The organism is Mariniflexile ostreae, from assembly GCF_042427585.1.
Lineage (GTDB): Bacteria > Bacteroidota > Bacteroidia > Flavobacteriales > Flavobacteriaceae > Pseudalgibacter > Pseudalgibacter ostreae.
On record NZ_JBHMFC010000020.1, the window covers coordinates 16,563 to 42,087 of the forward strand.

Annotated in this window: 23 protein-coding genes and 1 pseudogene; 12 read left to right on the plus strand and 12 right to left on the minus strand. The window is 36.3% G+C overall.

Features of this window, described 5'->3' with window-relative positions; genetic code table 11:
• Positions 1-237: 237 nt before the first annotated feature.
• Entirely contained in the window at positions 238-690 is a 453-nt protein-coding gene (locus ACFFU9_RS06385; RefSeq protein ID WP_379860566.1) for a DUF4442 domain-containing protein, read from the plus strand.
• Positions 691-749: 59 nt separating this feature from the next.
• The gene (locus ACFFU9_RS06390; protein ID WP_379860567.1) at positions 750-1,550 is read left to right on the plus strand and encodes a TIGR00266 family protein; all 801 of its coding nucleotides are present in this window, start codon (positions 750-752) and stop codon (positions 1,548-1,550) included.
• A gap of 135 nt (positions 1,551-1,685) precedes the next feature.
• Here ACFFU9_RS06390 and ACFFU9_RS06395 read toward each other — a convergent pair whose 3' ends face one another.
• Positions 1,686-4,769 (minus strand): RemA C-terminal-like gliding motility protein, encoded by a 3,084-nt coding sequence (locus ACFFU9_RS06395; RefSeq protein ID WP_379860568.1) that lies wholly within the window; start codon positions 4,767-4,769, stop codon positions 1,686-1,688.
• Positions 4,770-5,050: 281 nt separating this feature from the next.
• Complete coding sequence (locus tag ACFFU9_RS06400) at positions 5,051-6,373, minus strand: Kelch repeat-containing protein (RefSeq protein ID WP_379860569.1); 1,323 nt, start codon at positions 6,371-6,373, stop codon at positions 5,051-5,053.
• A 251-nt stretch (positions 6,374-6,624) separates the two neighbouring features.
• Between ACFFU9_RS06400 and ACFFU9_RS06405 the strand changes: the two are divergent.
• A pseudogene (locus ACFFU9_RS06405) lies at positions 6,625-6,816 on the plus strand (hypothetical protein); the annotation flags it as partial.
• A gap of 149 nt (positions 6,817-6,965) precedes the next feature.
• Here ACFFU9_RS06405 and ACFFU9_RS06410 read toward each other — a convergent pair.
• Entirely contained in the window at positions 6,966-7,904 is a 939-nt protein-coding gene (locus ACFFU9_RS06410) for a hydrogen peroxide-inducible genes activator (RefSeq protein WP_379860570.1), read from the minus strand.
• 107 nt (positions 7,905-8,011) lie between these two features.
• Here ACFFU9_RS06410 and ACFFU9_RS06415 point away from each other — a divergent pair, with 107 nt between their 5' ends.
• Entirely contained in the window at positions 8,012-8,491 is a 480-nt protein-coding gene (locus ACFFU9_RS06415) for a Dps family protein (protein ID WP_379860571.1), read from the plus strand.
• A gap of 282 nt (positions 8,492-8,773) precedes the next feature.
• Here the strand turns inward: ACFFU9_RS06415 and ACFFU9_RS06420 are convergent, their stop codons facing one another.
• From ACFFU9_RS06420 to ACFFU9_RS06440, 5 genes are all read right to left on the minus strand, one after another.
• The gene (locus ACFFU9_RS06420) at positions 8,774-10,102 is read right to left on the minus strand and encodes a DUF58 domain-containing protein (RefSeq protein ID WP_379860572.1); all 1,329 of its coding nucleotides are present in this window, start codon (positions 10,100-10,102) and stop codon (positions 8,774-8,776) included.
• A gap of 113 nt (positions 10,103-10,215) precedes the next feature.
• Positions 10,216-11,286, minus strand: a complete 1,071-nt coding sequence (locus tag ACFFU9_RS06425) for an AAA family ATPase (RefSeq protein ID WP_379860573.1) — start codon at positions 11,284-11,286, stop codon at positions 10,216-10,218.
• 1 nt (position 11,287) lies between these two features.
• Positions 11,288-12,496, minus strand: coding sequence for a DUF4350 domain-containing protein (locus ACFFU9_RS06430; protein WP_379860574.1), 1,209 nt, complete (start codon positions 12,494-12,496; stop codon positions 11,288-11,290).
• Complete coding sequence (locus ACFFU9_RS06435; protein WP_379860575.1) at positions 12,496-13,221, minus strand: hypothetical protein; 726 nt, start codon at positions 13,219-13,221, stop codon at positions 12,496-12,498. The genes ACFFU9_RS06430 and ACFFU9_RS06435 overlap by 1 nt, the downstream gene beginning before the upstream one ends.
• Entirely contained in the window at positions 13,221-14,204 is a 984-nt protein-coding gene (locus ACFFU9_RS06440) for a stage II sporulation protein M (protein ID WP_379860576.1), read from the minus strand. The genes ACFFU9_RS06435 and ACFFU9_RS06440 overlap by 1 nt, the downstream gene beginning before the upstream one ends.
• 103 nt (positions 14,205-14,307) lie before the next feature.
• On the opposite strand from ACFFU9_RS06440, the gene ACFFU9_RS06445 reads away from it, so the two are divergent.
• Complete coding sequence (locus ACFFU9_RS06445) at positions 14,308-15,027, plus strand: RDD family protein (RefSeq protein ID WP_379860577.1); 720 nt, start codon at positions 14,308-14,310, stop codon at positions 15,025-15,027.
• Positions 15,028-15,235: 208 nt separating this feature from the next.
• Positions 15,236-15,847 carry a trimeric intracellular cation channel family protein gene (locus ACFFU9_RS06450; protein WP_379860578.1) on the plus strand — a complete coding sequence of 204 codons (612 nt, stop codon included), beginning with the start codon at positions 15,236-15,238 and terminating at the stop codon, positions 15,845-15,847.
• A 44-nt stretch (positions 15,848-15,891) separates the two neighbouring features.
• Here the strand turns inward: ACFFU9_RS06450 and ACFFU9_RS06455 are convergent, their stop codons facing one another.
• Positions 15,892-16,623 carry a peptidylprolyl isomerase gene (locus tag ACFFU9_RS06455; RefSeq protein ID WP_379860579.1) on the minus strand — a complete coding sequence of 244 codons (732 nt, stop codon included), beginning with the start codon at positions 16,621-16,623 and terminating at the stop codon, positions 15,892-15,894.
• Positions 16,624-16,626: 3 nt separating this feature from the next.
• Here ACFFU9_RS06455 and ACFFU9_RS06460 point away from each other — a divergent pair, with 3 nt between their 5' ends.
• From ACFFU9_RS06460 to ACFFU9_RS06485, 6 genes are all read left to right on the plus strand, one after another.
• Complete coding sequence (locus ACFFU9_RS06460; RefSeq protein WP_379860580.1) at positions 16,627-17,268, plus strand: NUDIX hydrolase; 642 nt, start codon at positions 16,627-16,629, stop codon at positions 17,266-17,268.
• A gap of 59 nt (positions 17,269-17,327) precedes the next feature.
• Positions 17,328-18,125 (plus strand): lysophospholipid acyltransferase family protein, encoded by a 798-nt coding sequence (locus ACFFU9_RS06465; protein ID WP_379860581.1) that lies wholly within the window; start codon positions 17,328-17,330, stop codon positions 18,123-18,125.
• A gap of 392 nt (positions 18,126-18,517) precedes the next feature.
• Positions 18,518-19,384: a beta-keto acid cleavage family enzyme gene (locus tag ACFFU9_RS06470; RefSeq protein ID WP_379860582.1), complete on the plus strand. Its 867-nt coding sequence runs from the start codon at positions 18,518-18,520 to the stop codon at positions 19,382-19,384.
• Between the two features lie 125 nt (positions 19,385-19,509).
• Positions 19,510-21,822: a type IA DNA topoisomerase gene (locus ACFFU9_RS06475; protein WP_379860583.1), complete on the plus strand. Its 2,313-nt coding sequence runs from the start codon at positions 19,510-19,512 to the stop codon at positions 21,820-21,822.
• A 126-nt stretch (positions 21,823-21,948) separates the two neighbouring features.
• Positions 21,949-22,593 (plus strand): hypothetical protein, encoded by a 645-nt coding sequence (locus ACFFU9_RS06480; protein WP_379860584.1) that lies wholly within the window; start codon positions 21,949-21,951, stop codon positions 22,591-22,593.
• Positions 22,590-23,186 carry a pseudouridine synthase gene (locus tag ACFFU9_RS06485; protein ID WP_379860585.1) on the plus strand — a complete coding sequence of 199 codons (597 nt, stop codon included), beginning with the start codon at positions 22,590-22,592 and terminating at the stop codon, positions 23,184-23,186. The genes ACFFU9_RS06480 and ACFFU9_RS06485 overlap by 4 nt, the downstream gene beginning before the upstream one ends.
• A 5-nt stretch (positions 23,187-23,191) precedes the next feature.
• On the opposite strand, the gene ACFFU9_RS06490 is transcribed toward ACFFU9_RS06485, so the two are convergent.
• From ACFFU9_RS06490 to ACFFU9_RS06500, 3 genes are all read right to left on the minus strand, one after another.
• On the minus strand, positions 23,192-23,998 hold the full coding sequence (locus ACFFU9_RS06490) for a 3-keto-disaccharide hydrolase (protein ID WP_379860586.1): 807 nt from the start codon (positions 23,996-23,998) through the stop codon (positions 23,192-23,194).
• Positions 23,999-24,157: 159 nt separating this feature from the next.
• Positions 24,158-24,907: a ThuA domain-containing protein gene (locus ACFFU9_RS06495; RefSeq protein WP_379860587.1), complete on the minus strand. Its 750-nt coding sequence runs from the start codon at positions 24,905-24,907 to the stop codon at positions 24,158-24,160.
• Complete coding sequence (locus ACFFU9_RS06500; protein ID WP_379860588.1) at positions 24,895-25,524, minus strand: gluconate 2-dehydrogenase subunit 3 family protein; 630 nt, start codon at positions 25,522-25,524, stop codon at positions 24,895-24,897. Before ACFFU9_RS06500 ends, ACFFU9_RS06495 begins: the two co-directional genes overlap by 13 nt.
• Position 25,525 lies beyond the last annotated feature (1 nt).

A 25,525-nucleotide genomic window follows, 5' to 3' on the forward strand; every position in this document is an offset into this window, starting at 1 on the left:
TGAATCCATTATTTCTTTTTGGAATAGGGCTCTTTTTTAAACCATTTTAAGTCATAACAAAATTTAAAAGGATTGAAAAAGCTCGCTCTCTAAATGTTTTTTTAAAACAATCTTGGAGTCTTATTCAAATATATATCTAAAGGAAGGTACTTTGTTAGGCATAGTACTGTAAATTAACAAAAAATTAACACATAAGAAGTCGTTTTTTTCAATACTTTAGAGAAAAATTCATTTTTTATGATGACGCCTTTAAAAATAAATGCCTTTAATATGCTTAAATTACCCTCGGCGTATTTTTGTGGGGTAAGGGTAACCTCTATAAATCAAAAGATGTGCGTTGTGCAAGTGAAGCACCGATGGATTAATCAAAACCCGTTTAAATCCATGTTTTGGGCTGTACAAGGCATGGCAGCAGAATTAGCCACAGGGGCGTTGGTAATGTCTAAAATTCAAGAGAGTGGCGCCAGAATTTCCATGTTGGTAACCAGCAATAAATCTACATTCACAAAAAAAGCTACAGGAAAAATCACTTTTATTTGCGATGAAGGCATGCAGATTGATGCCGCTCTTAAAACGGCTATAGCAACTGGAGAGGGGGAGCGCTTTTGGTTAAAATCTGTAGGGACTAACGAGGATGGTGTTGAGGTGTCTACTTTTTATTTTGAGTGGAGCTTAAAAGTTAAGTCGTAAATAGTAAACCTTAGTGAGCATTTTTTAAATATAAACCGTTAAAATTAAAATAGAACATTATGATAGCACACGAAATAGATTATAAGATTTATGGTGAAGAAATGCAATATGTAGAAATAGAATTAGACCCTCAAGAAGGTGTTGTTGCCGAAGCTGGTAGTTTTATGATGATGGATGATGGCATTAAAATGGAAACTATTTTTGGAGATGGTTCGCAAAACGATTCTGGATTTCTAGGAAAGATTTTGGGAGCAGGGAAGCGGATACTTACCGGTGAAAGTTTGTTTATGACAGCCTTTTACAACAACCTTACCGGTAAACGCCATGTGAGTTTCGCGTCTCCTTACCCAGGAAAAATAATCCCTATAGACTTAACCGCATTTCAGGGAAAATTTATTTGTCAGAAAGATGCTTTTTTATGTGCTGCAAAAGGAGTGAGTATTGGTATTGAATTTTCTAAAAAGTTAGGCCGTGGCCTTTTTGGTGGTGAAGGTTTTATCATGCAGAAGTTAGAAGGTAACGGTATGGCATTTGTTCACGCTGGAGGTACCATGGCGAAAAAGGTTTTGCAAGCGGGAGAAACGTTAAAGGTGGATACGGGGTGTATTGTTGGTTTTACACAAGACGTCGATTATGATATAGAATTTGTTGGGGGTATAAAAAACACTGTTTTTGGTGGTGAAGGTTTGTTTTTTGCTAAACTTCAGGGCCCTGGAATCGTGTATATACAGTCCCTGCCTTTTAGTAGACTTGCGGGCCGTGTGTTGGCTTCTGCTCCAAAAGGCGGAGGGAAGAACAAAGGCGAAGGCAGTATTCTTGGGGGGATTGGCGACTTATTGGATGGGGATAATAGGTTTTAGAGTTTTTAGTCCTGTCATTTCCAATGAGGCCTGACTGAGGAATCTTACATTGAGGAAGGACCTTAACTAATGAGATTTCTTGTCGTTCACGTTTTTACCTGTTGGACGTACAAAGGGATTCCAAAAACATTCCCATCAATATTTTACAAACTTAATGCCGTTTGGGTTTTTAACGTTTTTGGAATTCAATTTTAATATGTAAACACCATTAGACAGTTGAGAGACGTCAACATTATTTAGGTTAGGCGATTTAATATAAATGACCTCTTGCCCTAAGCTATTGTATATAGCCAAAACATCTATTGCTGTTGTTGTTTCTTTTGAGCTAGAGTGTATCTGTAAAATATTTGATTTAGGATTGTAAGTGGTGAATAGGGTTTTTTCTTCAAAAATATCGGTGCCTAAAACGCCTTCTTCCTTAAATACGATGGAAAACTGTTTTTGTTGCAGGCCTGTATTTAGATATAAATTGGCTTCGCCATCCCTTAAATTATAATACATATTTTTAGTGTTGTCCTTTAAATAGATGGGTAAATCCGCAGGGATGTTTTCCATTTTGCCGATCTCGAATTTATAGACTCCAGCGTGTGTGGCTTTTATTTCTAAGGGCAAATTATCTTCAAGGTTTATACTTGGTAAGGCTTGAATAGACAGTTTTTTACTGTTTTCTGGTAATAACCAGTAAATATCGTCCTGTAAATAATCGTAAGATTCGGCATCATAAGCATTATCATAGCCATAAGTGGTGTTCAGATCATAACCTAAACCAATGGTTTTTATATAGTCTTTGGTAGTAAAGGAAAACCAAAGTTTTGGTCGGCTATCCCCATTCGTTGTTTGCTTGTTTTTAGTAGCATTCGTTCTGTAAAAAACGGATGCACCATTATCTACTTTTGCAAATACGCGTTGTGAGTTATTAAAAATAATGTCGTCTACTGGTGCGCTATTTACGGTTACAAAAAAACCTTGTCCTACAGGGATAAAACCTGTGGGTGCACCTTTTGAGGGAGCACCGTTCGTACTTGTTGAGCCTGCATTCCCAGCTACTGCTGCTGCTGTAAAAGGGATAGGTGATGGCACGCTCATAGTCAAATTATAACTGGCATAACCGCCTTTATAATCTGCCAGATAATGACTGTTATTGTCTGGAAAGTGTTCCCAAAAGTATAAAGTACCATCAATAACGTCTATGTTGTCTGTAATAAATTGATACGCATCAAGTGCAGAGGGGTATGGGTTTCCTACTAAAATATTGAAACCAGCGGTTACAGGAATGGTGTAATCTCCATCATTAGGTGTGCCTTCAAAAATATATTCTTGTAAATTGCCTCCACCTAGGCCGGAGCCTTTCATAGTATAACCTAAACCAGGTGCTAATAAATCGCTAGTGGATAGACGAACCCAATTGTTGTAATGGTTAGTACCGTCAAACTTATGCAGCCATCTGGTGCTTAAAGTGGGGGGTGTACCTGGGGTGCCGGTATGTGCCGCGCTAAACTTTACTGGGTGGCCTTCGGGGTCTTCCAAAAACCCAATCTGCCAGTTTCCTTCTCTATTAACAGGCGAGCTCCAATAGTTATGATTAAAGGCATTACCACTACCTTTTTGCCTGATTTTTAAAGTGCCGATTCCAGTATTGGAAGTTTCACCTTCATGGTTTTGTATCAATTGTGCTTCATTTTTTAAATCAATGGTGCCGTTGTCTCCAATTTCAACTCCTTTTTCAACACTTAAAAGCGTGCCGTTAACAATGAGCTCGCTGCCCGAGTTTATGTTAACTTCTCTAACCAGCGCATCTTCTGTTAAAGTTGCTGTTCCTGCTAAAACGGTTAGTTTTAAACACGAATCGTTCTCGTTGTGCGGGGCAGAATTAATGCCTGAACCATTAAAGTAATTAGCACCATCCCAGACGATCTGGTCTACATAACGTAATTTGAAATATTGGTTGTCTTTAAAAGTTACACCTGTTGCTTTAATACTATGGGGGGGTGTTTCTGTGATGCTTAAATCGTGAACGGTTAAATCAGAGAAATCAGGGGAATCAGAGATTATTAGTTGTAGAGGCGAGCAATTTAAGGTTTCAAGAGACAAAACCGAATTGTTTATCATATGACTTATATCAAAATAAACATCCACCTTTCCAAGTTCATTTCTATTACTAACACGCCATTGGGTGTCTAAATATTCGATATAATCGGTGTTGTTTGTATAAAAATTATAATTTAAATCTCTTTTGTCTTGACCCCAAAACAAAAATTGATCATTTTTTAAAGTGGATGCAAGTTCTATCCTTACAATACCGGAACCTTGAGAATTGATTTGTTGCGACCCATCGTCTGCTTTGCCTATGCCCGCTACATGATAATCATATTCCCCATTTGACATATTATCTTGTTGGTAATAATCAATATCTGTATGTATGGGTATGTTATATTTAGCAGCTAAATAATTGTTTACAATGATACGCTGGGCTTTGTTTATAGCGTAATTGAAATGTATTATTTCAGATATCTCTCCAGCATAGTAGGAGTTGTTGTTGCTTGGTAACATACCAATAGTCAACGGGGTGCTATTATTTGTTATTTTATTAGAAACTTGTGGTTTTGTTGCTATAAGATTTCCTCTATCGTATATTTTAGTACGTTGATTAGAACCTAAACTACCATCAAAATCCATTTGGAGAATGTAAGGTGTGGAGTTCGTGAATGCTGGGTTTCCCGTATTAACCCGATATTTTGTGGTGTTGATATCAACATACAGAAAGTCCTTTGTATAAAAAAACAATGAATATGCATAATTATCACTGTTGCCTGAAGAATATCTTTTAGATAGAATCCCTCTGGGGGTTTTTTCGTCCAGACTTTCCGGCTTTATAACGGAAAACAAAGATATGCTTGAGCTGCCATCCAATATATCCTTGTCGTCTACTGTCATTAAAGTGCTTTTTCCATCTAAATTAATTGCTGGCATTGTATTTAAAGCACTGGATTTATTGAATTCTGGTTGTTCGTTAGGGTTAGTGGAGAGGGCGTCGTTGTTGTTTCCTGAAGCATCAGGCCAAAACGTAACGGGTTCCTTATTCTCAAGAATAATATCATCGGCTTTAAGCCATAATCCGTTAGATGTATGATCGCCAACGCCACCTGGCCCTGTTTGTGAATAATTGAAATTAAAGAAGAATAATAAACTAAGTACTGAAATCGTTTTAATTGCATTCATTATTTTAATAGTAACTTGCTTTTAAACACCCCTAACAAATACTAGCTTTAATAACCATTAAGGGTAAAACAATTAATTTGGCGTACCAAATTTAGACATTTTAATGATGTCGTTACATGATATTTATCAAGAATGTTTTTTTGTGGTTGTAGCGTGTTGATACTGTTTTAGTTATGCTCTAATTCAGCTTTCGTTGTCTTTATATCTTACTTAATTAAAAGTGACATATAAGCTTGCTGTTTCTTTAGTTTATTTAATAATTTCTTGTACGTTTTATGGTCTTATTTTACTGTTAATGCAATCGTTTTTTTAATATCGCCATTATATACAATTTCGAGCAGCGCTTTATCATAAGGCCCCTCACCAATATGCTCGATTAGAATTTCGGTATTCCCTTCTGCATGAATTAAGAAATGGGCCGATTTCGATTTAATCCTATAAGCATCTTTGGCTTTGCCTACTAAGCTTATAGAAGTAATAAAACTGCCCGTATTGCTATTTGTGTTTTTAATTTTAATTTTTTTAGTGCTTCCCAAGGGAATGTTTACATGTTCTGGAATAATTAATTCGGAGGCGACTAGTTTTTCGCCTTCTGGCTGGTCTTTATGGTAAACTTCCATATGGTGTTGCCTTCCGCCGCCTCTTTTGGGCGACCCTGCCGTTACATAAATGCCTTCACCCGACAGAATAGCCTGTGTGCCATGCCTGGGGTAATGCATGGGGGCTTTTACGCTCCATGTTTGGGTTTTAGGATTGTAGGCTTCCACAATGGTATAGGCAGGCCCAGGTTTTTCGCTCTCGCCACCCATTACAAATAATTCATCTTTAAAAGCAATGGTGCTTGGAGCGGCTCTGGGCGTGGGTAAATCGTTTTTTAATGTAGACCATGTCTGGGTTTTAAAATCATAGGTATCAACAGTGGCGATAAGGGGCGCAAATACTCCGCCTTCTCCACCAGATTGCCTTCCTCCAACAGCGTATAGGGTGTTGTTGATAACTGCAGCATGAAAATGATCTCTTTTTTGGGATGCATTTTCTAGAACACTCCACGTGTTCTCTTTAGGGTTATAGGCGTCGAACCAGTTAACATAGCCTCCGTCATGCCCAATGGTATTGCCTCCAATAATATAAAACACATCTTCGTATACAACCAGGCCAGCACCGCCGCGTCTGCGATTTTCAGGAATTTGCGGGCCCTCTATCCAGCGATCGCTAGGCGGATGATATAACCAAACCGCTTCTTCAGGAATTTCTTTGGGAAAATTATTGGTTTTAAATGCGCCTATAACCCAAACAAATCCTTGATAATAAGTTGCCTGAAAATGATTGAATTCTTTCGGGGCTTTGTTAGGTGCTTCTTGCCATGAATTGGTTTTAAAATCATAAACATCTAAGGTTTGTGCAGACTCTCTTCCCCCAAACAAGATAAAAGTATCACCTGCTTGTACAAAAGAACATTCATGGCGTGCCGTATAATGTTCATCTTCATCTTTATCAATCCATAAATCGGTTTTTTTGTTAGTCGTCTGACTGTTAAGAAGGCATGCTGCAGAACAGCACAGAAACACGCTTAAAAAATAGGATGTGGAATAATGGTTTTTCATAACATAAATCTTTAATCTTCGAATTTAGTGAAACACAATAAAATTAGGAAGTATTGCGTTTTATTATTTTATACCAAGATTTTTTTTTAAAGAAGGAGAGGAGGTGTTTTAGGGATAAAGCCATTAAGAAATTGTTAAAGTTAGGCTTTATATATTTTTCTTATTTAATTTTAGGTACTTTTAAACACATGAAATAGTGTTTAATAATAAATATTATTTTAATTTTTTATAAACCAAATCCTACATTAATCATGGCAAGAGCAATGCTTGAGTATACCATTACGATACTCCACAAAGTAAGTTTTGATACAACACTGTTCTGTAAAGAAGTACAAAAAGCTTTAGAGCGATTATTACCTTATGAGGTTGAAGAATTAAAAATATTTATTCGTTCCCTTATTTTACAGAACCCAGAATTAGACCAGTGTTTAGTTTATTTTAAACAACAGCCTTTTGAAGAAGCTATGAGAAAAGAGGCTATGAGAAAAGAAGTGGTGTAAGTATAGCGCATAACATACCTACTCGTTAGTGCATTTTAAATGGTATAATACGTCTTTAAAATGCACTTAATCTTTAAATTTTATATCCTTTTTTATTTGGGTAGTGGGCTGATAATCTTAACATTTTGAAACGCAATAGCACCTCTAATAACTCCAGATATCACATCCTGCAATGCGCCAACGATATGCATTTTTAGTTCGCTTTTATGATAAATGAGACTGACCTCCCTAGCTGGAACTGGTTCATTAAAATGATGAAGGTTTTCTTTTTTGGCTTCATGAACATCTAATGTATGCAGATAGGGGAGTAGTGTCATACCTAAACCTTCGTTTGATAGTTTAATAAGGGTTTCGATACTACCACTTTCTAGTTGGAAATTTTCGTCTGTTTGGCTTTTAAAGGCTTTACATAAGTTAATGACTCCATCACGAAAACAATGTCCATCTTCTAAAAGTAACATGTCGTTTATATCTAAGTCTTTTACATCAATTTTTTTATTAGAGAATAGCCTATGCCCTTTAGGGATATAATTCACAAAAGGTTCGAAATATAACACACGTTCTTTAATGTCTTCGTTTTTAAGAGGTGTAGCTGCAATAGCGGCATCTAAATGGCCGTCTTTAATTCTTGTAATAATATCTTCTGTAGTAAGTTCTTCTATTTTAAGTTTTACTCTAGGGTGTTTTTTTATAAAAGTTTTTAAAAACATAGGAAGTAGAGTAGGCATAATAGTTGGAATAACACCCAACTTAAATTCTCCACCAATAAAGCCTTTTTGTTGATCTACGATATCTTGGATTCGGTAAGATTCATTGACAATACTGCGAGCTTGATTAACAATCTTTTTACCTACTTCGGTAAGTTCAATGGGCTTTTTGCTCCTATCGAAAATGATAACGCCTAATTTGTCCTCTAGTTTTTGGATTTGCATGCTCAATGTTGGTTGGGTAACAAAACATTTTTCGGCAGCTTTAGTAAAATTCTGGTTTTCGGCAACGGCTAAAACGTAATGTAGTTGTGTAATAGTCATAATTATCAATTTAGGTTATAAAAATATAAAAACTATCAATAAAACTTATAATAATAAGTGTTAATTATAGATTAAATTTGATATAAGAGAACTAAAATTTAAATATTATGACGTTAAATAGCTTAGGATTAAACTCCAAAAAGGCCAAAGACTTGGCAAATGATTTAAACCATTTATTGGCTAATTTCCAAATTTATTATCAGAATTTAAGAGGCATCCATTGGAATATTAAAGGGAAGCGTTTTTTTGATTTGCATGTAAAATTTGAAGAACTTTATACTGATGCTAATGTAAAAGTTGATAACATAGCAGAACGTATTTTAACATTAGGGGGTACACCCTTGCATACCTTTGATGACTATTCTAAAGAAGCGCAAGTGCCAGTTGGGAAAAACATTTCTCAAGATGAAAAGGCGGTTCAATTAATTGTAGATTCTTTATCTGAATTATTGAACATTGAAAGACAGATTTTAGACAAATCGGGTGATATTAATGATGAAGGCACCAATGCTATGATGAGTGATTTTATTTCAGAACAGGAAAAAACAGTTTGGATGATGAAGGCTTGGCTGGGCGAAACCGTTTAAGAGATAAAGCAAAGGCCTGAGAGCTTTTTGTTATTTCGAACGAAGCATGAGGGAGAAACCTCTATACTTATTTATACTTATTAGGTGTTTTTATGATTAATTTTTTTAGAGTTGAGATTTCTCGTCGTCATGCTTCCTTTTTCGAAATATCAATGCGTATTTGTCATTCCGAACGAGGTACGAGGAGGAACCTCTATACTTATTAGGTCTTTTTATGATTAAGCGCTTTTCGATAGCTATACAAATCTGTAGAAAAAGTAGCGATGATATAGTTTTGAATTTCTAAAACAAGCCCCGAGCCTTTATTTCCAGATACTTATTAATCGTGTCGATAGTTAAGGCTTGTGGTGTGGTTAAAATAGAGTAAATACCATATTTTTTTAATTCGTTTACGATAAGACGCTTTTCAAAAGCGAACTTCTCGGCAATAACCTTGTCATATACTTGCTGGACGGTTTCTGCCTTTTCATTAATGAGGGTGTTAAGTTCTGTATTCTTAAAAAATATAACCACCAATAAGTGGTTTTTAGCAATGGCTTTTAAATAGGGGAGTTGCCTATGTAATGCATCCAAAGTCTCAAAATTGGTATATAAAAGTAAAAGGCTCCTATGGTTTATGTGCTGTTTGATATTTGCGTAAAGTCTGCCAAAATCACTTTCAAAAAAATCGGTATCTACATTGTATAGGTTCTCTAAAATTAACCGCATTTGCGACGTTCTGCGCTCTGCTACAACACGATTTTCTACTTTCTTAGAAAATGTTAACATGCCCGCTTTATCCTGTTTTTTTAAAACCACATTACTGATAACTAAAGTGGCATTAATAGCATAGTCTAGTAAACTTAATTGTTCAAAGGGCATTTTCATCATGCGGCCTTTATCGATAAGAGCATATACAGGTTGCGATTTTTCATCTTGAAACTGATTAACCATCAAATTATTTTTCTTGGCTGTAGCCTTCCAATTTACGGTACGCAAATCATCACCTAAAACATATTCTTTTATTTGCTCGAATTCCATAGTATGCCCTAAGCGCCTTACTTTTTTAAGACCGTATTGTAAAGCGTTTTTATTGATGTTTAACAATTCAAATTTCCGCAATTGTTTAAAGCTTGGGTATGTGGGTACCATTGCGTTTTTGCAAAAAGTATAACGTTTGGCTACCAAACCGAAAACGGAAGTGGTGTAAATATTTAGAGTTCCAAAATGGTATTCGCCACGCTCAAAAGGCTTTAAATCGTAATGGACGGTTTTAGCTTGCTTTGGAGCTATATGTACCTTTATCTTAAAATCTCTAACTTGAAATTGCTCGGGTATTTCATCAATAATGTCAATATAAATATGGATACCATAAGTGTTTTTAATATGAATGTCTATTTGGTTTGTATCGCCATTTGAAAATTTATCTGGTAAAATACGTTCTGCTTCTAGTTGATTTCCTGTAAAAAGAATGAGAACATCCAATAAAAAGAAGGCTCCTAAAATTAAAATACATAGTTGAGCGACAATGAAAAGCAAGGGCACGAAATAACTTAAACCAAAGAGCAAAACAATGGCAATGCCTGCGTAAAAAAATCGGGGCTGTATGTAAAAAGGACTTAGAAACTTCAAGTTTTTTGGTGTTAGTTGAAAATAAGTGGCTAAAAAAGTGTGTAATGTATATTAAAAAAGCGAGTTCGTATTGGCTTTAGAACTGGTAATCGTGCCCCTTTTTAACCTGCACACTAACGGGGTACTTCAACAGTTTCAATAATTTGTTGTATAACGTCTTTGCTAGTCATTCCTTCCATTTCTCGTTCAGGTGTTACAATAACACGGTGGTGCAATACAGGTGTTGCGGCACGTTTTATGTCTTCGGGGGTTACAAAGTCCCGCCCTTCCATAGCTGCAAAAGCTTTGCTGGCCTTTAAAATGGCAATGGAAGCTCTGGGCGAAGCTCCCAAATATAAATAGGGATTGTTACGTGTTGCCAAAATAAGTTGTGCAATGTACTTTAGCAAATGCTGTTCTACCAGCACTTGGGTGACCAAACTTTGATAGGTTTCAATTTGTGCGCCTGTTAAAAAAGAGTGTATCGCTTCCGTTTTAATACCGTCTTTTAAAGCATGTTCTTTAGTTAGAATGCCTATTTCTTCCTCTAAATTGGGATAATCTACATCTATCTTGAATAAAAAACGGTCTAATTGTGCTTCTGGTAATCTGTATGTGCCTTCTTGCTCTATAGGGTTTTGTGTGGCTAATACCATAAAAGGCGACTCTAATTTATATTGGGTGCCGTCTATAGTGATTTGCTGTTCTTCCATCACCTCAAAAAGTGCAGCTTGTGTTTTTGCAGGAGCTCTGTTAATTTCGTCAATAAGGATCATATTGGAGAAAACAGGGCCTTTTTTAAATTCGAAATCAGAAGATTTTAAATTAAAAATAGACGTTCCTAAAATATCACTGGGCATCAAATCTGGTGTAAACTGAATACGGCTAAAGCCTACGCTTAACGACTTAGCCAATAGTTTGGCCGTAATGGTTTTGGCAACGCCAGGTACGCCCTCAATAAGAGCGTGCCCTTTAGCGAGAAGTGCTGCAATAAGCATGTCTACCATATCTTTCTGTCCAACAATTACCTTACCAACTTCTTGTTTGATACGCTGTACGTTTTGTTGCAATTCCGATACATCCAAACGGTTCTGAAACTGTAAACTGGTTGGGCTTTCTGGTGTAGCACTTAGGTGTTCTGGAGCGTTACTATCAGGTTTTGGTTGATAGTCTAATGGGTTTTCTGGGTTTGTGTGGTTTTCCATATTATTTAGAGTAGAAGGCTTCTATGTGTTTGTTAAGGGTGATAAGGTTGGTTTCAGTAAAGTCATTTTTGCTTTTTAACCAACTTATATATTGAATCAATTGTGCAATCTGTTCTTTTTTCTTACCTGATTTTTCTGTTAATTTTATGATAAACTCGTCGTTTAATTTGGATGTGTCCAGTTTTAAATCGTTTCGAATATGTTCTAAAAAATACGCCATTTTTTTTTCTATCAGGTTTTTGTGGTCCTGGGTTTCAAAGTATAAATTAGAAATGGTTTTAACAAAAAACACGCTGGTGTTTTGAAGCGGATGAATCACTTTAACAACACGTTGGCGGCGTTTTGCATTAAAAACCATAAAAAGCAAGGTTAAAAGTAAAGCCATGTACCATGCCCATTTAAAGGATGTTTGCTCTAAAAACCAACCTAAATCTGATTTGGGTTCTACATCGCTACCATAGGAGGTATATATCTTCGTATACGAATCATAATAAATATCTGTTTGAGGTAGGTAAGAAAGTAAGCCGTTTACATAGTTGTACCGGTTGTCTTTTAGTAGATTGTAATTTGTAAATACTTTAGGCTGAAGATGTAAATAAATATAGCCCTCGCCAAAAGGAATACCCAAAAAGTTTACCCTTTTTTCATCGATTCTCGAATGGCCTAAAATGCTGTGGTGATGTGTGTCGAATTCTGAAAAATAATAATCGCCCTTATTCCTATCAATATCTATGTTTTTAGATTCTAAACGCTTGTCTGTAAAGCTAAGTGCAGAGGTGCTGTCTTTCTCATTAAAAATATATTGCACGTTTAACTTTAGCGTATCCATCATTACTTGGGGTAGATGATAATCTGAAATAAATACCGTGTTTCCAGCTTCTGCAAAAGAGAGCAAAGCATTAACAGATTCATAATGTATATAATTTGAATGGCCAATGATGATATAATTGCCTTTTGCAACATGTTCGCCATGGCCCATTTCAGAATTAGCATATAAATAACTGGAAGGCGTATGATAAACGGTACGTAGCTTTTGGTCTTTAAAAATGGTTTTTAACTCTTTGTGAAAAATGCTTGTTCCATAAGGTTTGTTGCTCTTTTCATCAAAAGATTCTTCCCAGTCTATCACTTTGGTAAACCGAATATCTAGTAGGAAAGCCAGAGCGATAACCGCTGCAGTAATAATGAAAATAGATGCAGGTTTTTTCATTATGAAATGGCATTTAAAAGATTGGTAAAATTGGTTTTGGCTGTGTTGTACTGGTGGTTATCGACATCAAACTCGCCGTACCAAGTATAATTGTATAAATATAAGGTGTAGCTGAATTTTTCAACAAAAGGCTGATGGCTTAACTCATTTAAATAATCGGCATTGGTTTTGTCATCCTCAAATTTTATAAGCTTTTTTAAGCTTAAGGTTTTTAAGACCAGTAGATAGTGGTAGCGAATGGCCAGTCGGTAATCTTTATCATTTTCTGCAATGTTTATAAGAGACTGGATGTTTGTGTTTTCGATGTTTTCTGCAGTAATCTCTCCACTTTTATTAAGTTTTTGATGTTGGCGTCTCGAAAATAAGCCGCTACCACCTTCATTTAATAGTAAGAAAGCGAGATAGCCCACGGCGCCAATAAGGGCTATAATGAAAAGCCAATCGAGGGCTCCTAAATTCATGGACAGGACATCTTCGTTGTTCTTTACTTTAGTCTTGTTTTTTTGATTCTTATAATCGGCTATTTCTCCGCTTCCAGAGGCTGTGTGGCCAATAATGTCCTGGCCATTATAATCATACTTAGATCCAGAATAACGGGTTTTAAAATCGGTGTCGAATTGATTGTTATATTGTGGATGTTGCGTATGGGATACAGCAAAACCTATATGATTCTGAAAAAAGAAGCATAATATCCAACAGATATAGACAAGGCGTTTGTTCAACATCAAAAAGCAGGATTTAAGATGCTAAGTTGTGCTTTTCTATATACTTTAAAGGGGTAGACAAGATAGTAAAAGCTGATAAGACCTAGTGTAAATAAAATAATAGATACAGAGAGCCAATTGGGCATACTGTTGGAGTATCGGGTTACGAAACCTTCTAAAAAACCCGCGGAAAATGTAAAAGGAAAGGTGCTTATTAATATCTTAACTCCTGTTTTAGCCCCTTGTTTAAAGGAGGTCATTCTCGAGTGGGTATTGGGGAATAAGATGCTGGCACCTAGAATGAGGCCTGCTGCAGCTTCTATTACGATGGCAAAAATCTCCATAGAGCCATGGATCCAAATACCACGAACACTTTCCCAAAACACATCTTTTTCGTAGAAGAAATATTGAAAAGAACCTAACATGATACAATTTTTAAAAAGGATATAAACCGTGCCAATACCGCCAAAAACCCCTAATATAAAGGCGATAATGCCTACTTTTAAATTGTTGACTGTGATGCCGATGAAACCGCCCCAATTACTGCCGCTTTTATAGACCGCCACCGGGTCGCCATTTTCTATATTCTCTAAAGTCATATTAACATATTGGTCGCCTAAAATAGAACGCACAAATTCAGCATCATTAGCAGCAGAAATGACCCCAATAAAGGTAAACAGTATAAAAATGGCAAAAGCAATGTAGATATATTTTCTATATTGGTGCACAAGCAAGGGCACTTCTGTTTTCCAGAAACTTAAAATGCGATGGGTGTCTTCGCGTTTGGTTTTATAAATTTTCTGAAATCCTTTGGCAGCAAGTTGGTTTAAATAAACAATCACTTTGCTTTTGGGATAAAAGGTTTGGGCGTATGCTAAATCATTAATAACTTGAATGTACTGAGAAGCCAGCTCATCCGGGTTGTTGAAATTGTTGTTGAAAATAGCGGTTTCAAAGCCTAACCATTTGTCTTTATTTTGCTTGATAAATGCAACTTCTCTCATATATGTGATAAAGTTCGTTCGAACTTTTTCTATGTCCTAAAAATATCTGAAATTTGCCCGAATTTGTTTAGAAAGCTTAAGCGAATTCAAATTAAAAAATAAAATGTCAGAGTTACAAATTAACACCACCCAAAATGTAAAAATAAAATTCACGGCTGCTGGAGCAGGAGAACGTTTGGTGGCTTTTGTAATTGATAATGCGATAAAGATAGGGTATTTGATTGTTTTAAATAGCATGTTTGGCCTTTTTGAGGATATGGATAGGTGGTCGCAAATAGGGCTAAATACCATCCTTAGTTTTCCTGTGGTGTTTTATACGTTGGCATTGGAGTCGTTTTTAGAAGGGCAAACCTTAGGAAAAAAAATGATGAAAATAAGAGTGGTTAAGATTGATGGCTTTCAAGCTTCTTTTTCAGATTATGTGGTGCGGTGGTTTTTCAGGATTGTAGATATTTATATTTTTGGACTCGGTTTTTTTATAATTTCTTCCAGTAAAAAGTCACAGCGTTTAGGTGATATGGCGGCGGGAACAGCAGTCATTCTGTTGAAAGACCAAGTAAATATAAGTCATACTATTTTGGAGCATTTAAAACAAGACTATAGGCCTAGCTATCCTGATGTAGTAAAATTATCGGATAATGATGCGCGCATTATTAAGGAAACGTTTATAAATGCAAGAAAAATTCAGGATTACAATACATTAGTGAAATTGCGTAATAAGATAATGGAGGTTACCAGCATTAAAGAAAGAAAACAAAAAACGGATATCGAGTTTATAGATGTAATATTAAAGGATTATAATTTTTATACCCAAAACATGTAAGCAGAGAACCACTTTTTCTTTTTTAGAAAAAGTGTGTGAATCGCTTACCCTGAGCAAGGTTGAAGAGGGTAAAGAGAGGTTTTGTATTTTGAATATTGTAATATACACGATAGGAATTGCGGATAGCACAAAAGGTGCTGAGGTCCATTTAAAATAAACATATTGTCACGGGTAAATCCTAAAGGCTATTGAATTAAATAAAAAAACTATGTTTTATACAGTAGAGATTTTAGGAACCATCGCTTTCACCATTTCTGGCGTGTTGGTAGCCATGAAAATGAGAATGGACTTGTTTGGCATATTAATTATTGCTTTTGTTACTTCTGTTGGCGGAGGTACGCTTCGGGACTTGCTTATTGGTAATAGTCCTGTTTTTTGGATGGTTGATATGATGTATACCTATGTTATTTTAGTTTCTGCATTATTTGCGATAATATTTAGAAACAAACTTAATTACTTGCGAACCTCTTTGTTTTTGTTTGATACCATTGGTATTGGCCTTTTTACGGTTATTGGTATAGAAAAGGGGCTAAGTATAGAACTGCACCCCTTTATTTGTATTGCCTTAGGAACCATGACCGCTAGTTTTGGAGGGGTTATTCGAGATATTTTATGTAATGAAATACCCATCATCTTTAGAAAAGAAATTTACGCTACGGCATGTATTCTAGGCGGTGTTGTTTATTTCATATTAAGGGAGTTTCCTATAGATGATAATTGGGTGTTTATCATTTCGGGCTTGGTTGTTATTTTAGCAAGGCTGTTGGCGGTTAAATTTAAAATTGCATTGCCCACCGTTTATTCTAACACCTTAGATTGAGTTGTTCTTTAGAAGAATAAGGGTGCTATAGGTGTTTTTAGGGTTTATTTAATGATTTCAACCTTGCGGATGTAAATGTTTTTCATGGGCCAATCGCCATCATCCGTTTTAACCTTTGCAATTTTATCTACGACATCCATGCCATCTATCACTTTTCCAAAAATGGTATAATCACCATTTAAAAAATGAGAGCCCCCATGCTGTTGTACAATAAAAAATTCATAAGGTGAGGCGAGCTTGTGCGGGTTTTCAATTTCTCCACTAGGCATGGAGATAACGCCCCTATCATGTTTAAAGCCCCGTTTTGTATCAGTTGGTAGCAAATACCTTCCAATTTTCGTGCGTTTTCTCGCAGTTTTCTTGTCATCGCTATTGCCTGCCTGTACCATAAAATTATCAATAACACGGTAAAACTGTGTGCCGTTAAAATAATTGCGTTTTGTTAAATAAATAAAATTGGCACGATGGAATTTTGTTTCTTCAAAAAGCAAAATATCAATGTGCCCCAAATCTGTGGTAATGCGCACTTTATTTTCCTTGTTTTTCTTTTCGTATTCTAAAAAGAACTCCATAGCTGTATTGGAGTCTGTTAGTACAGGGAATTCTGGTGCTATTTTATCCTCAGAAATGCTTTTTTTGGCAGTTATATCTGTTGCTATAGAGTCTGTAACAACCTCTTGTGGTGTCTCAGTTTTAATTGCATTTTTATTTTTAGATTGTTTATCTTCACAATTCAGAAAACATATAGAAATACAAATGAGCTTTATTAGTCGCATATTATGAATTTTGACGAGTTTTTAAAACGAATTTCAAAAATAAAGAATATACCGCTTCCAGCCGAATCCTCTCAGTTTAAAATGGCGCCTTCTTTTAGACAGGGGGTATTAGAAAACCAACAAGAGGTGACCAAAAACGCTAAAAGTGCTGGTGTATTGGCTTTTTTTTATCCGGATCAAGATAGGGAGACCCATTTTATTTTAATTTTAAGGAACACTTATAAAGGGGTGCACTCTGCACAAGTGGGGTTTCCTGGCGGAAAGAGGGAGGCGCAAGATACATCTTTACAAGATACCGCAGTTAGGGAGACTTTTGAAGAGATTGGGGTGCCTATCGCCGATATGGAAATCGTTTGCCCATTATCACAAATTTATATTCCTCCCAGTAATTTTTATGTTCATCCTTTTATGGCGATTTCCAAAACAACGCCCCACTTTATTAGGCAAGAAGATGAGGTGGAAAGCATTTTAGAAATTCCGTTACAGCAATTTTTTGATGATAATTTTACAATAAGGGAAATAGTTTCTACTTCGTACCATGTTGATGCAGAGGTGCCTGCCTATAAGTTGAACAATCATATCGTTTGGGGGGCAACGGCCATGATGCTAAGTGAAATTAAAGACCTTCTAAAAGAACTCATGTAATTTGTAGATTTATTACATTTGTGGAATTAATATCACTAACCTAATTGGAAGCTTGATTTATGGGATTGTTTAAACGAAATCCATTCGGACATATATTATTTGTAAAGAAATGGCTCATCAGAATTTTTGGTGTGCTTACTCACAGACGTTTTAGGGGCTTTAATGAATTACAGATTGTGGGTTCAGAAGTTATTAAAAACTTGCCCGATACCAACGTGTTGTTCATTTCAAACCATCAAACCTATTTTGCAGATGTCGTGTCTATGTTTCATGTATTCAATGCTAGTTTAAGTGGCCGTTTAGATTCTATAAAAAATGTGGGCTATATCTGGGATCCCAAATTGAATATTTATTATGTAGCGGCAAAAGAAACCATGAAGGCAGGTTTGTTACCAAAAATTTTGGCTTATATGGGGTCTATCAGTATCGAACGCACGTGGCGTTCTGAAGGTAAAGAAGTGAACAGACAGGTAAAAATGAGTGATATTTCTAGTATTGCAAAGGCTTTGGATGACGGTTGGGTAATTACCTTCCCACAAGGAACCACCACCCCATTTAAGCCCATTCGAAAAGGAACTGCACATGTTATAAAGCGCTATAAACCTGTGGTTGTACCTATTGTTATTGATGGGTTTAGACGTTCTTTTGATAAAAAAGGCTTGCGCATTAAAAAGAAAAATATTTTACAATCGATAGAGATTAAAGCACCTCTAGAGATTGATTATGACAATGATACTACCGATGACATCGTTACCAAAATAGAGTATGCTATTGAGCAACATCCATCCTTCTTAAAAGTCATTCCACAAAAAGAAATAGAAGCATTAGAAGCCCTTAACAAGCTTAGAGAGTGGTAGCTTCTGGCGCAACACCTGTATGTTCTCGTTTGCAGAGGTTTTGGTTTTAGAAAACATTTCTACAGTTTAAAAAGAGTTGTGTAGGTATTTCGTTTGCTATGAAATCGATGTGGCGTACATTTTTAGCTCCATTTAATTTAAGAATAGATAGTTTTTTGGGATAATAAATATAAAACAAACTGTTGTTTTGGGCTTCCTTTGCCTTGTCTATCATTGGTTTAAATTTAGAGTTGTGTAAAACAGATGGTGTTAATATAAGTTGAGAGATCGATGCTTGTTGTTTTCTTTTTTATGTCCATTAATCCGCTCAAATAGTAAGTTAATCTAATTTTCTTTTTTTTTAAGAGGATTAGAAATACATTCAGTCTTAGATTTTTGGAAATAAGACGGTTATGGTAAACGATTTAATTATAAATTTTACGCCTACAGGTATGATTCCTACAAAAGCGATGACGCCTCATGTTCCAGTGGGGGTTTCGGAGATAGTGGAAGATGTGCTTTTAGCTTCAGAAATAGGTATTACCATGGTGCATTTGCATGCTAGAGATGCCGTTACCGGAATGCCAACCTATAAAAAAGAAGTTTATGGGGATATTATTGAGGGTATTCGAAGATATGCTCCCGAACTGGTCATTTGTGTCTCTTTAAGTGGAAGGGATTTTGGAGAATTGGATAAACGAAGCGACCCTTTATTGTTAGAGGGCAATTTAAAGCCAGACATGGGAAGTTTAACCCTTAGTTCGCTTAATTTTAATAAAACGGCGAGTATCAATGCACCAGAGATGGTGTGTAGCCTAGCGGCGCTAATGCAAGAAAAAGGGATTGTGCCAGAATTGGAGGTTTTTGATATAGGGATGATTAATTATGCGAAATATTTAGAAAAAAAAGAACTAATAGAAGCGCCATATTATTTCAATCTGCTATTTGGAAATATAGCGTGTTCTCAGGCCAATTTATTACATTCAGGGATTATGGTTAACGATCTTCCAGAACAGGCATGCTGGAGTCTAGCAGGAATAGGAAACGAGCAATTAAAAATGAACTCGCTTTCCGTAGCTATTGGAGGAGGAGTTAGGGTGGGGCTTGAAGATAATATTTGGTATGATATGGCAAGAACAAAACTCGCAACAAATGCGGCCTTATTAAAACGCATCCATTTAATTGCGAATGCGAATGAGCGTGACGTTATGTCGCCAAAAGATTTTCGTTTAAAAATGAACCTGGCACCTGGAAATGGCGTTTATGGACGGTGTAAATAAAAATAGATGCGAAAGGTTTGTAATGGGAAGTCAAGTTTTTTTTTAGTAGTTAATAACTCCTAACAAGTCCCCTTTAATATCCCTTCTAAAAGTTCTATTTTGCACTTCCTTTTTTAACATGAATTATGAAAGTTTGTATAGCCGAAAAACCAAGTGTTGCCCGCGAAATCGCTGCTGTTTTAGGAGCAAATACTAAACGCGATGGTTACTTTGAAGGTAATGGTTATGCCGTAACTTATACCTTTGGGCATTTATGTACTTTAAAAGAACCTAATGATTATAAGCCTTATTGGAAAAGTTGGGATTTAAACAACTTACCCATGCTTCCCGAGAAATTTGAAACGAAAGTAGTGGCAAATTCGGGAATACAAAAGCAGTTCAAAATTGTAAAAAGCTTATTTGACAAAGCAGAGCTGGTTATTAATTGCGGGGATGCTGGCCAAGAAGGAGAACTTATCCAACGTTGGGTAATGAATGAAGCAGGTTATAAGGGGGAAGTGAAACGCCTTTGGATTTCTTCTTTAACTACAGAAGCGATTAAAGAAGGCTTTGAAAACTTAAAGCCTTCTGAAAATTATGATAATTTATATTATGCTGGGTTTTCTCGAGCTATAGGCGATTGGTTGTTGGGTATGAACGCGACCCGATTATATACAGTAAAACATGGCGGTTATAAACAAGTGTTATCGGTTGGGCGTGTGCAAACACCTACCTTGGCCATGGTGGTCAATCGGTTTAAAGAAATAGAAAACTTTAAGCCACAACCTTATTGGGAGTTACAAACGCTTTATAGAAATACGCTTTTTAGTTATGAAGATGGCCGTTTTTTTAAAAAGGAAGATGGTGAGGTTTTAGCCAATAAAGTGAAAGAAAGTGAATTTGAAATTGAATCTATTACTAAAAAGAAAGGTACGGAATATGCCCCCAAGCTTTTTGATCTAACGGGATTGCAGGTGTATTGCAATACCAAGTTTGGGTTTTCGGCAGATGAGACTTTAAAGATTGTTCAAGCCTTATACGAACGAAAAGTGGTAACGTACCCGAGAGTTGATACTACTTTTTTACCAAATGATGTGTATCCTAAAGTTCATGGTATTCTTCAAAAACTTACCCAGTATTCGGTTTTAACCGAGCCGCTTTTAGGGAAAAAGATAAAGAAATCGTCCAAAGTCTTTAACGATAAAAAAGTAACCGATCACCATGCTATCATTCCAACGGGTATGCAAACGAATTTGCAGTACAACCAGCAGCAGGTCTATGATATTATAACAAAACGGTTTATTGCGGTTTTTTATGAAGATTGTATGGTGTCTAATACCACGGTTATAGGTAAAGCAGCAGAAGTGTCTTTTAAGACTACAGGAAAAGAAATCTTAAAAAAAGGTTGGCGGGTAGTTTTTGAAACCTCAGAAACCAAAGAAAAAGATTCAGGGATTCTACCAAGCTTTGTTAAAGGCGAAAAAGGTCCGCATGAACCTTCATTTTTGGAGAAAGAAACGAAGCCCCCCAACCAATTTACAGAGGCGTCCTTACTGCGCGCCATGGAAACGGCAGGGAAACAAGTGGATGATGATGAGTTGCGGGACTTGATGAAGGAAAACGGTATCGGACGACCTTCCACCCGTGCCAATATTATAGAAACCTTGTTCAAAAGAAAATATATAAAGCGGAACAAAAAACAAGTATTACCAACAGATACAGGGATTCAATTGATTGATACCATCCAAAATGATTTGTTGAAATCGGCAGAACTCACAGGGTCGTGGGAAAAGCAATTAAAAGATATCGAAAAAGGGGAATTTAGTGCCACCGCTTTTATAAACAACATGAAGCGCATGGTAGATGCTTTAGTGTTCGAAGTACGCAGCGAAACCAAGCGGGCCAATATTTCCCATGCTGTTACCGTGAAAAAAAGAGCAGTTAAGGCGGCGCAAAAGGAAACGAAAGGGATTCTTGCAGAGTTATGCCCTAAATGTAAACAAGGAGCGCTTTTAAAAGGGAAATCTGCTTACGGATGCAGTGCTTTTAAATCGGGCTGTGATTTTGTTTTGCCTTTTATTTTTAAGGATAAAAAAATATCAGAGAAACAATTTTTAAGACTCCTTCAAAAAGGAAGTACCGTAAATTTAAAAGGTTTTAAAACAGCTGCTGGAACAGAGGAAGGCTTAGTTCGTTTTGATGAGCATTTTAAATTGAAACTAGAACCTAAAAAAAAGACTGCGGCTAACAAACCTCTGGACCATAATGTAAAACCATCAGAACTGCTATGTCCCAAATGTAAAAAAGGCACTGTTATTAAAGGGAATACTGCTTATGGTTGTAGCGCATATAAGTCGGGTTGTGATTTTAAAGTGACCTTCGACGTCGTTAAATCTAAAATTAACGGACAGAAACCCACTAGAGAGCTAGTTTATAGTATTTTAAGCGATAATTTTTGATAAACGCCCGTTCATGATGTATATTTATCATATGGATTTCAAAATAAAACGATAGGGGCTGGTATAATTTAGCAAAGGGACGTTTTGCTTAAGATAAACGGAAACTAGGGTTTTTTTAGTGGTATTATGGACAAAGAAAAACATAAAAGCATATCTAAATTACAAAGATATAAGGGGGTTATTAAAAATGGCTTATTTCTTTTTGGCATAAGGAATAGGTTGGCTAAAGCAGGCCTTGATATTGAGCCTTATTACTGGGTTCAAGAAGAAGTGGTGCCTTGTAAATTACCAGAGGTTAAGGGAGGGGCTTCGGGCTTTGTCGTTAAGGAAATAGGGCTTAAAGAGATAGAGGTGTTAAGAAGTTTTCAATCTGATAGAGAGTTTTATGAGCTCATAAAAGGGATTGAAAATGGTCAATTATGTTTTGGTTTGGAACATAATGGAGACTTGGCGGCCTATACTTTTGTAGAGTTAAAGGACTTTGAGTTTAAAGGAAGAAAGTTTAAACTGAAAGCCCATGAAGCCTACCTATTAAATATGTGGACTTTTCATGCGTATAGGGGCAGAAATTTGGCGCCTTATCTACGTTGTCAAACTTATAAGATATTAAAAGAACAGGGTAGGGATGTGAAATATAGTATCACGAACTATTTTAATAAATCTTCAGCTAAATTTAAAAACAAACTCAACTCTAAAAATTTGAGCCTTCATTTAAGTATTGTGTTGTTTGGTAAACATACATGGAATTTTAAAATGAAAACGTATAAATGACAAAGCCTAGCCCTGAACATCGACACTATATTATCTACAAACCGTATGGGTATTTAAGTCAGTTTACAAGTAATGCTTCCAAGCAACAATCTAAAAAATTCTTAGGAACACTTCATAACTTCCCTAAAGGCACCATGGCTATTGGTCGGCTCGATGAAGCTTCTGAGGGGTTATTGTTGCTTACAACCGACGGTAGGATAAGTGACTTTGTTAACAGTAAGAAGGTAGCTAAAGAATACTATGCGCAAGTGGACGGAGAGTTGTCTGAAGAAGCGCTAGGGAAATTACAAAAAGGTGTTGAAATTGGTGTTAACGGCAAAAAATATCAAACTAAATCATGTCATGCTTTTAAGCTTTATGAACTTCCCAAGCTCCCAGAACGCTCACAGAAAATACGCGATAACAGGCATGGGCCTACATCTTGGGTCTCTATCGTTTTAAACGAGGGTAAATTTCGTCAAGTACGAAAAATGACCTCTGCCGTAGGAGCTCCTACTTTGCGCTTAGTTCGTGTTCGGGTAGGGGGTATCACCCTCGGTGCTATGCAGGTAGGAGAGGTGGTTGAGGTTTCCGATTTAATTGCGCTGCTATAAAGCTGTTAAAGCTCTAATATTTCAATGTTTTTAAATTCAGTCGATTGGCTTTCGCTTTGAAGAGATATATAGCCCTTTTTTAGTGGAGAACCCGCCCTGGCCTTCCAGTAATCGTGATTGGCATCAACATCCCCGCCGATTACGGGCTTAGAGTATAACATAACCTCTTCTCCATTAATTTTGTGAGAAATTAAGAAATCATTTAAAACCTCTATCTCTAAGCGTACCCATTGATTGCCGTGAAAGGTTTTGGAATTTGAGGATATGCAGTGTTCGGTAGTTTGTTTGCCGTTAATACTAATATGGGTTCCTGGTGTGCAAACGTTGCCGGTAGATCTATCGTCTATACCTAGGCCTCCTAAGAGTTGTACTTCTATGGATACTGGGAAATTTTGTTCTAGACCCATGTTTTCAGGATTTTCAGAATGTATCATCACACCACTATTGGCAGCTGCCCAACCTGCACCATCGCTTAATGGCTTGCCTGTAAAACGATACTCAAGGCGCAATTTATAATTAGAGAATTCTTGGTTGTAAAATAGATGACCAAAGGTGTTGTTAAACCTATCTTCATATTCATCATAATTAACTTTTATAGAGCCATCTTCTACAATAAAGGTGTTTTTATAGTTTTCTCCAGCAGGATACCCTTTAATTTTCACGATCCAATTCTCTAGATTTTTACCATTAAAGAGTTTAACCCACTGTGTTTTAGCAGGAGTGGAAGTGGTTCTGTGATCTTTGTCTTTACAGCTTAATAATAGTGTTAAACAACTTATAATGGTTAATGTTTTTTTTAGGTGTTGCATCATTTTTATTTTGAATTTAAAAGGCAATATGTTCACTGGTTTTTCAGGCTTAATCAAAGAGAAAATGTTCAGTAAGAAACAGTGCCGTGTTTCCTTTTTTATAAAAACTAAGTTTCACGCGTGTTGAAAAATAAAAAATGCAAAACATTAATTCATATAGTATTATAATGCGTTTGTACCTGTGGCATATGCAATACCGCCTAAAATATGTTTTAGAAACAGCGGGTCGCTATAGCTCGCATCGGCATGGCCAAGAGCGGTGTAAAATATGCGACCACCCTCAAAATTGTGATACCATGCTATGGGGTGGTTTTCGCCATGTTTTCCACCGGTATATGAGGTTTCATCAATGGTTATTAACACTTGAATACTTGTACTTAAAGATTTAAAATTATACCACTCATCAAACGTGTACCATTGGTTTTCTAAAAAAGAGCTTGCAGGGTGGTTGTGGTTTACAATATTTAGGGTAGCGGGTTGTGGTTTCGGGTGGTCGTCAAAATAGGCCCCTATCATTGTGCCATACCATGGCCAATCATATTCAGCTGTTGTTGCAGCATGTATGCCTACAAAGCCTCCACCATTTTGAATATAGGTTTTAAATGCATCTTGCTGTTCGTTTGAAAATATATCGCCAGATGGACTTAAAAAAATAACAGCATCATAGTTTTTAATATTTGAAATTAATGTATCGGAGTTTTCAGTGGTGTCCACATGAAAACCATTATCACGACCTAATTTTTGGATGCTTGTAATGCCTTTTTCTATAGAGCTATGTCGAAAGCCCAAAGTTTTTGAAAAAACGATAACTTGTATTTCTTTTCCTTCTGATTTTGGTATTATGGCGTTTTTACAGCTAAACAGACAACAAAGGCCGAAAACAATAAGAATGTGATTTTTTATAAGGTCCATGTTTTTCCATTTGTAGTCTCATCAAGCGATACGCATCCGTGGTATGCCCCAGGTATGGGGTCGTAAACCAAAACTTCTTTACCTATTTTTTCTGAAGTATAATACCCGAAAAGCGCATAATAGCGTACTGATAATAAAAACTTGTATAAGGTATAGTGCTTTATGTTTTCAGCGGGAATATCTTGAATAGCTAATTTTTGTTGGTGTAACACGAATTGAGAGTCTTCATGGGAGAGATTAAAATACTCTGAAACCAATACGGCGATATCGTTTTTGTTTCCTTTGGAAATAGGGGTGTTAAATTTTGTTTCAAATTTATTTGCAAATAAATTTGCGCCCTGTTTAAATAGCTTTTGGTTGTCTTCTTTTTCAAGATTTTGATACATTAAATCTATAAACTGTGGCACATTTACCGCCAATGCTCCAGGAGTTTCTGTTTCAGGAATAATAATATCTACCAAATGCGTCACCATGACCTTTTCATCTTCAGATAAAAAAACAGGAGTCCAGCTTTTGGTTTCAGCAGTACAAGAAGCTAGTATGTTCATAATGGTTGGAGCCGCAACGGCATACCCCAATCCCATGGTCAAATTTTTTAAAGCGGTTCTTCTGTTCATG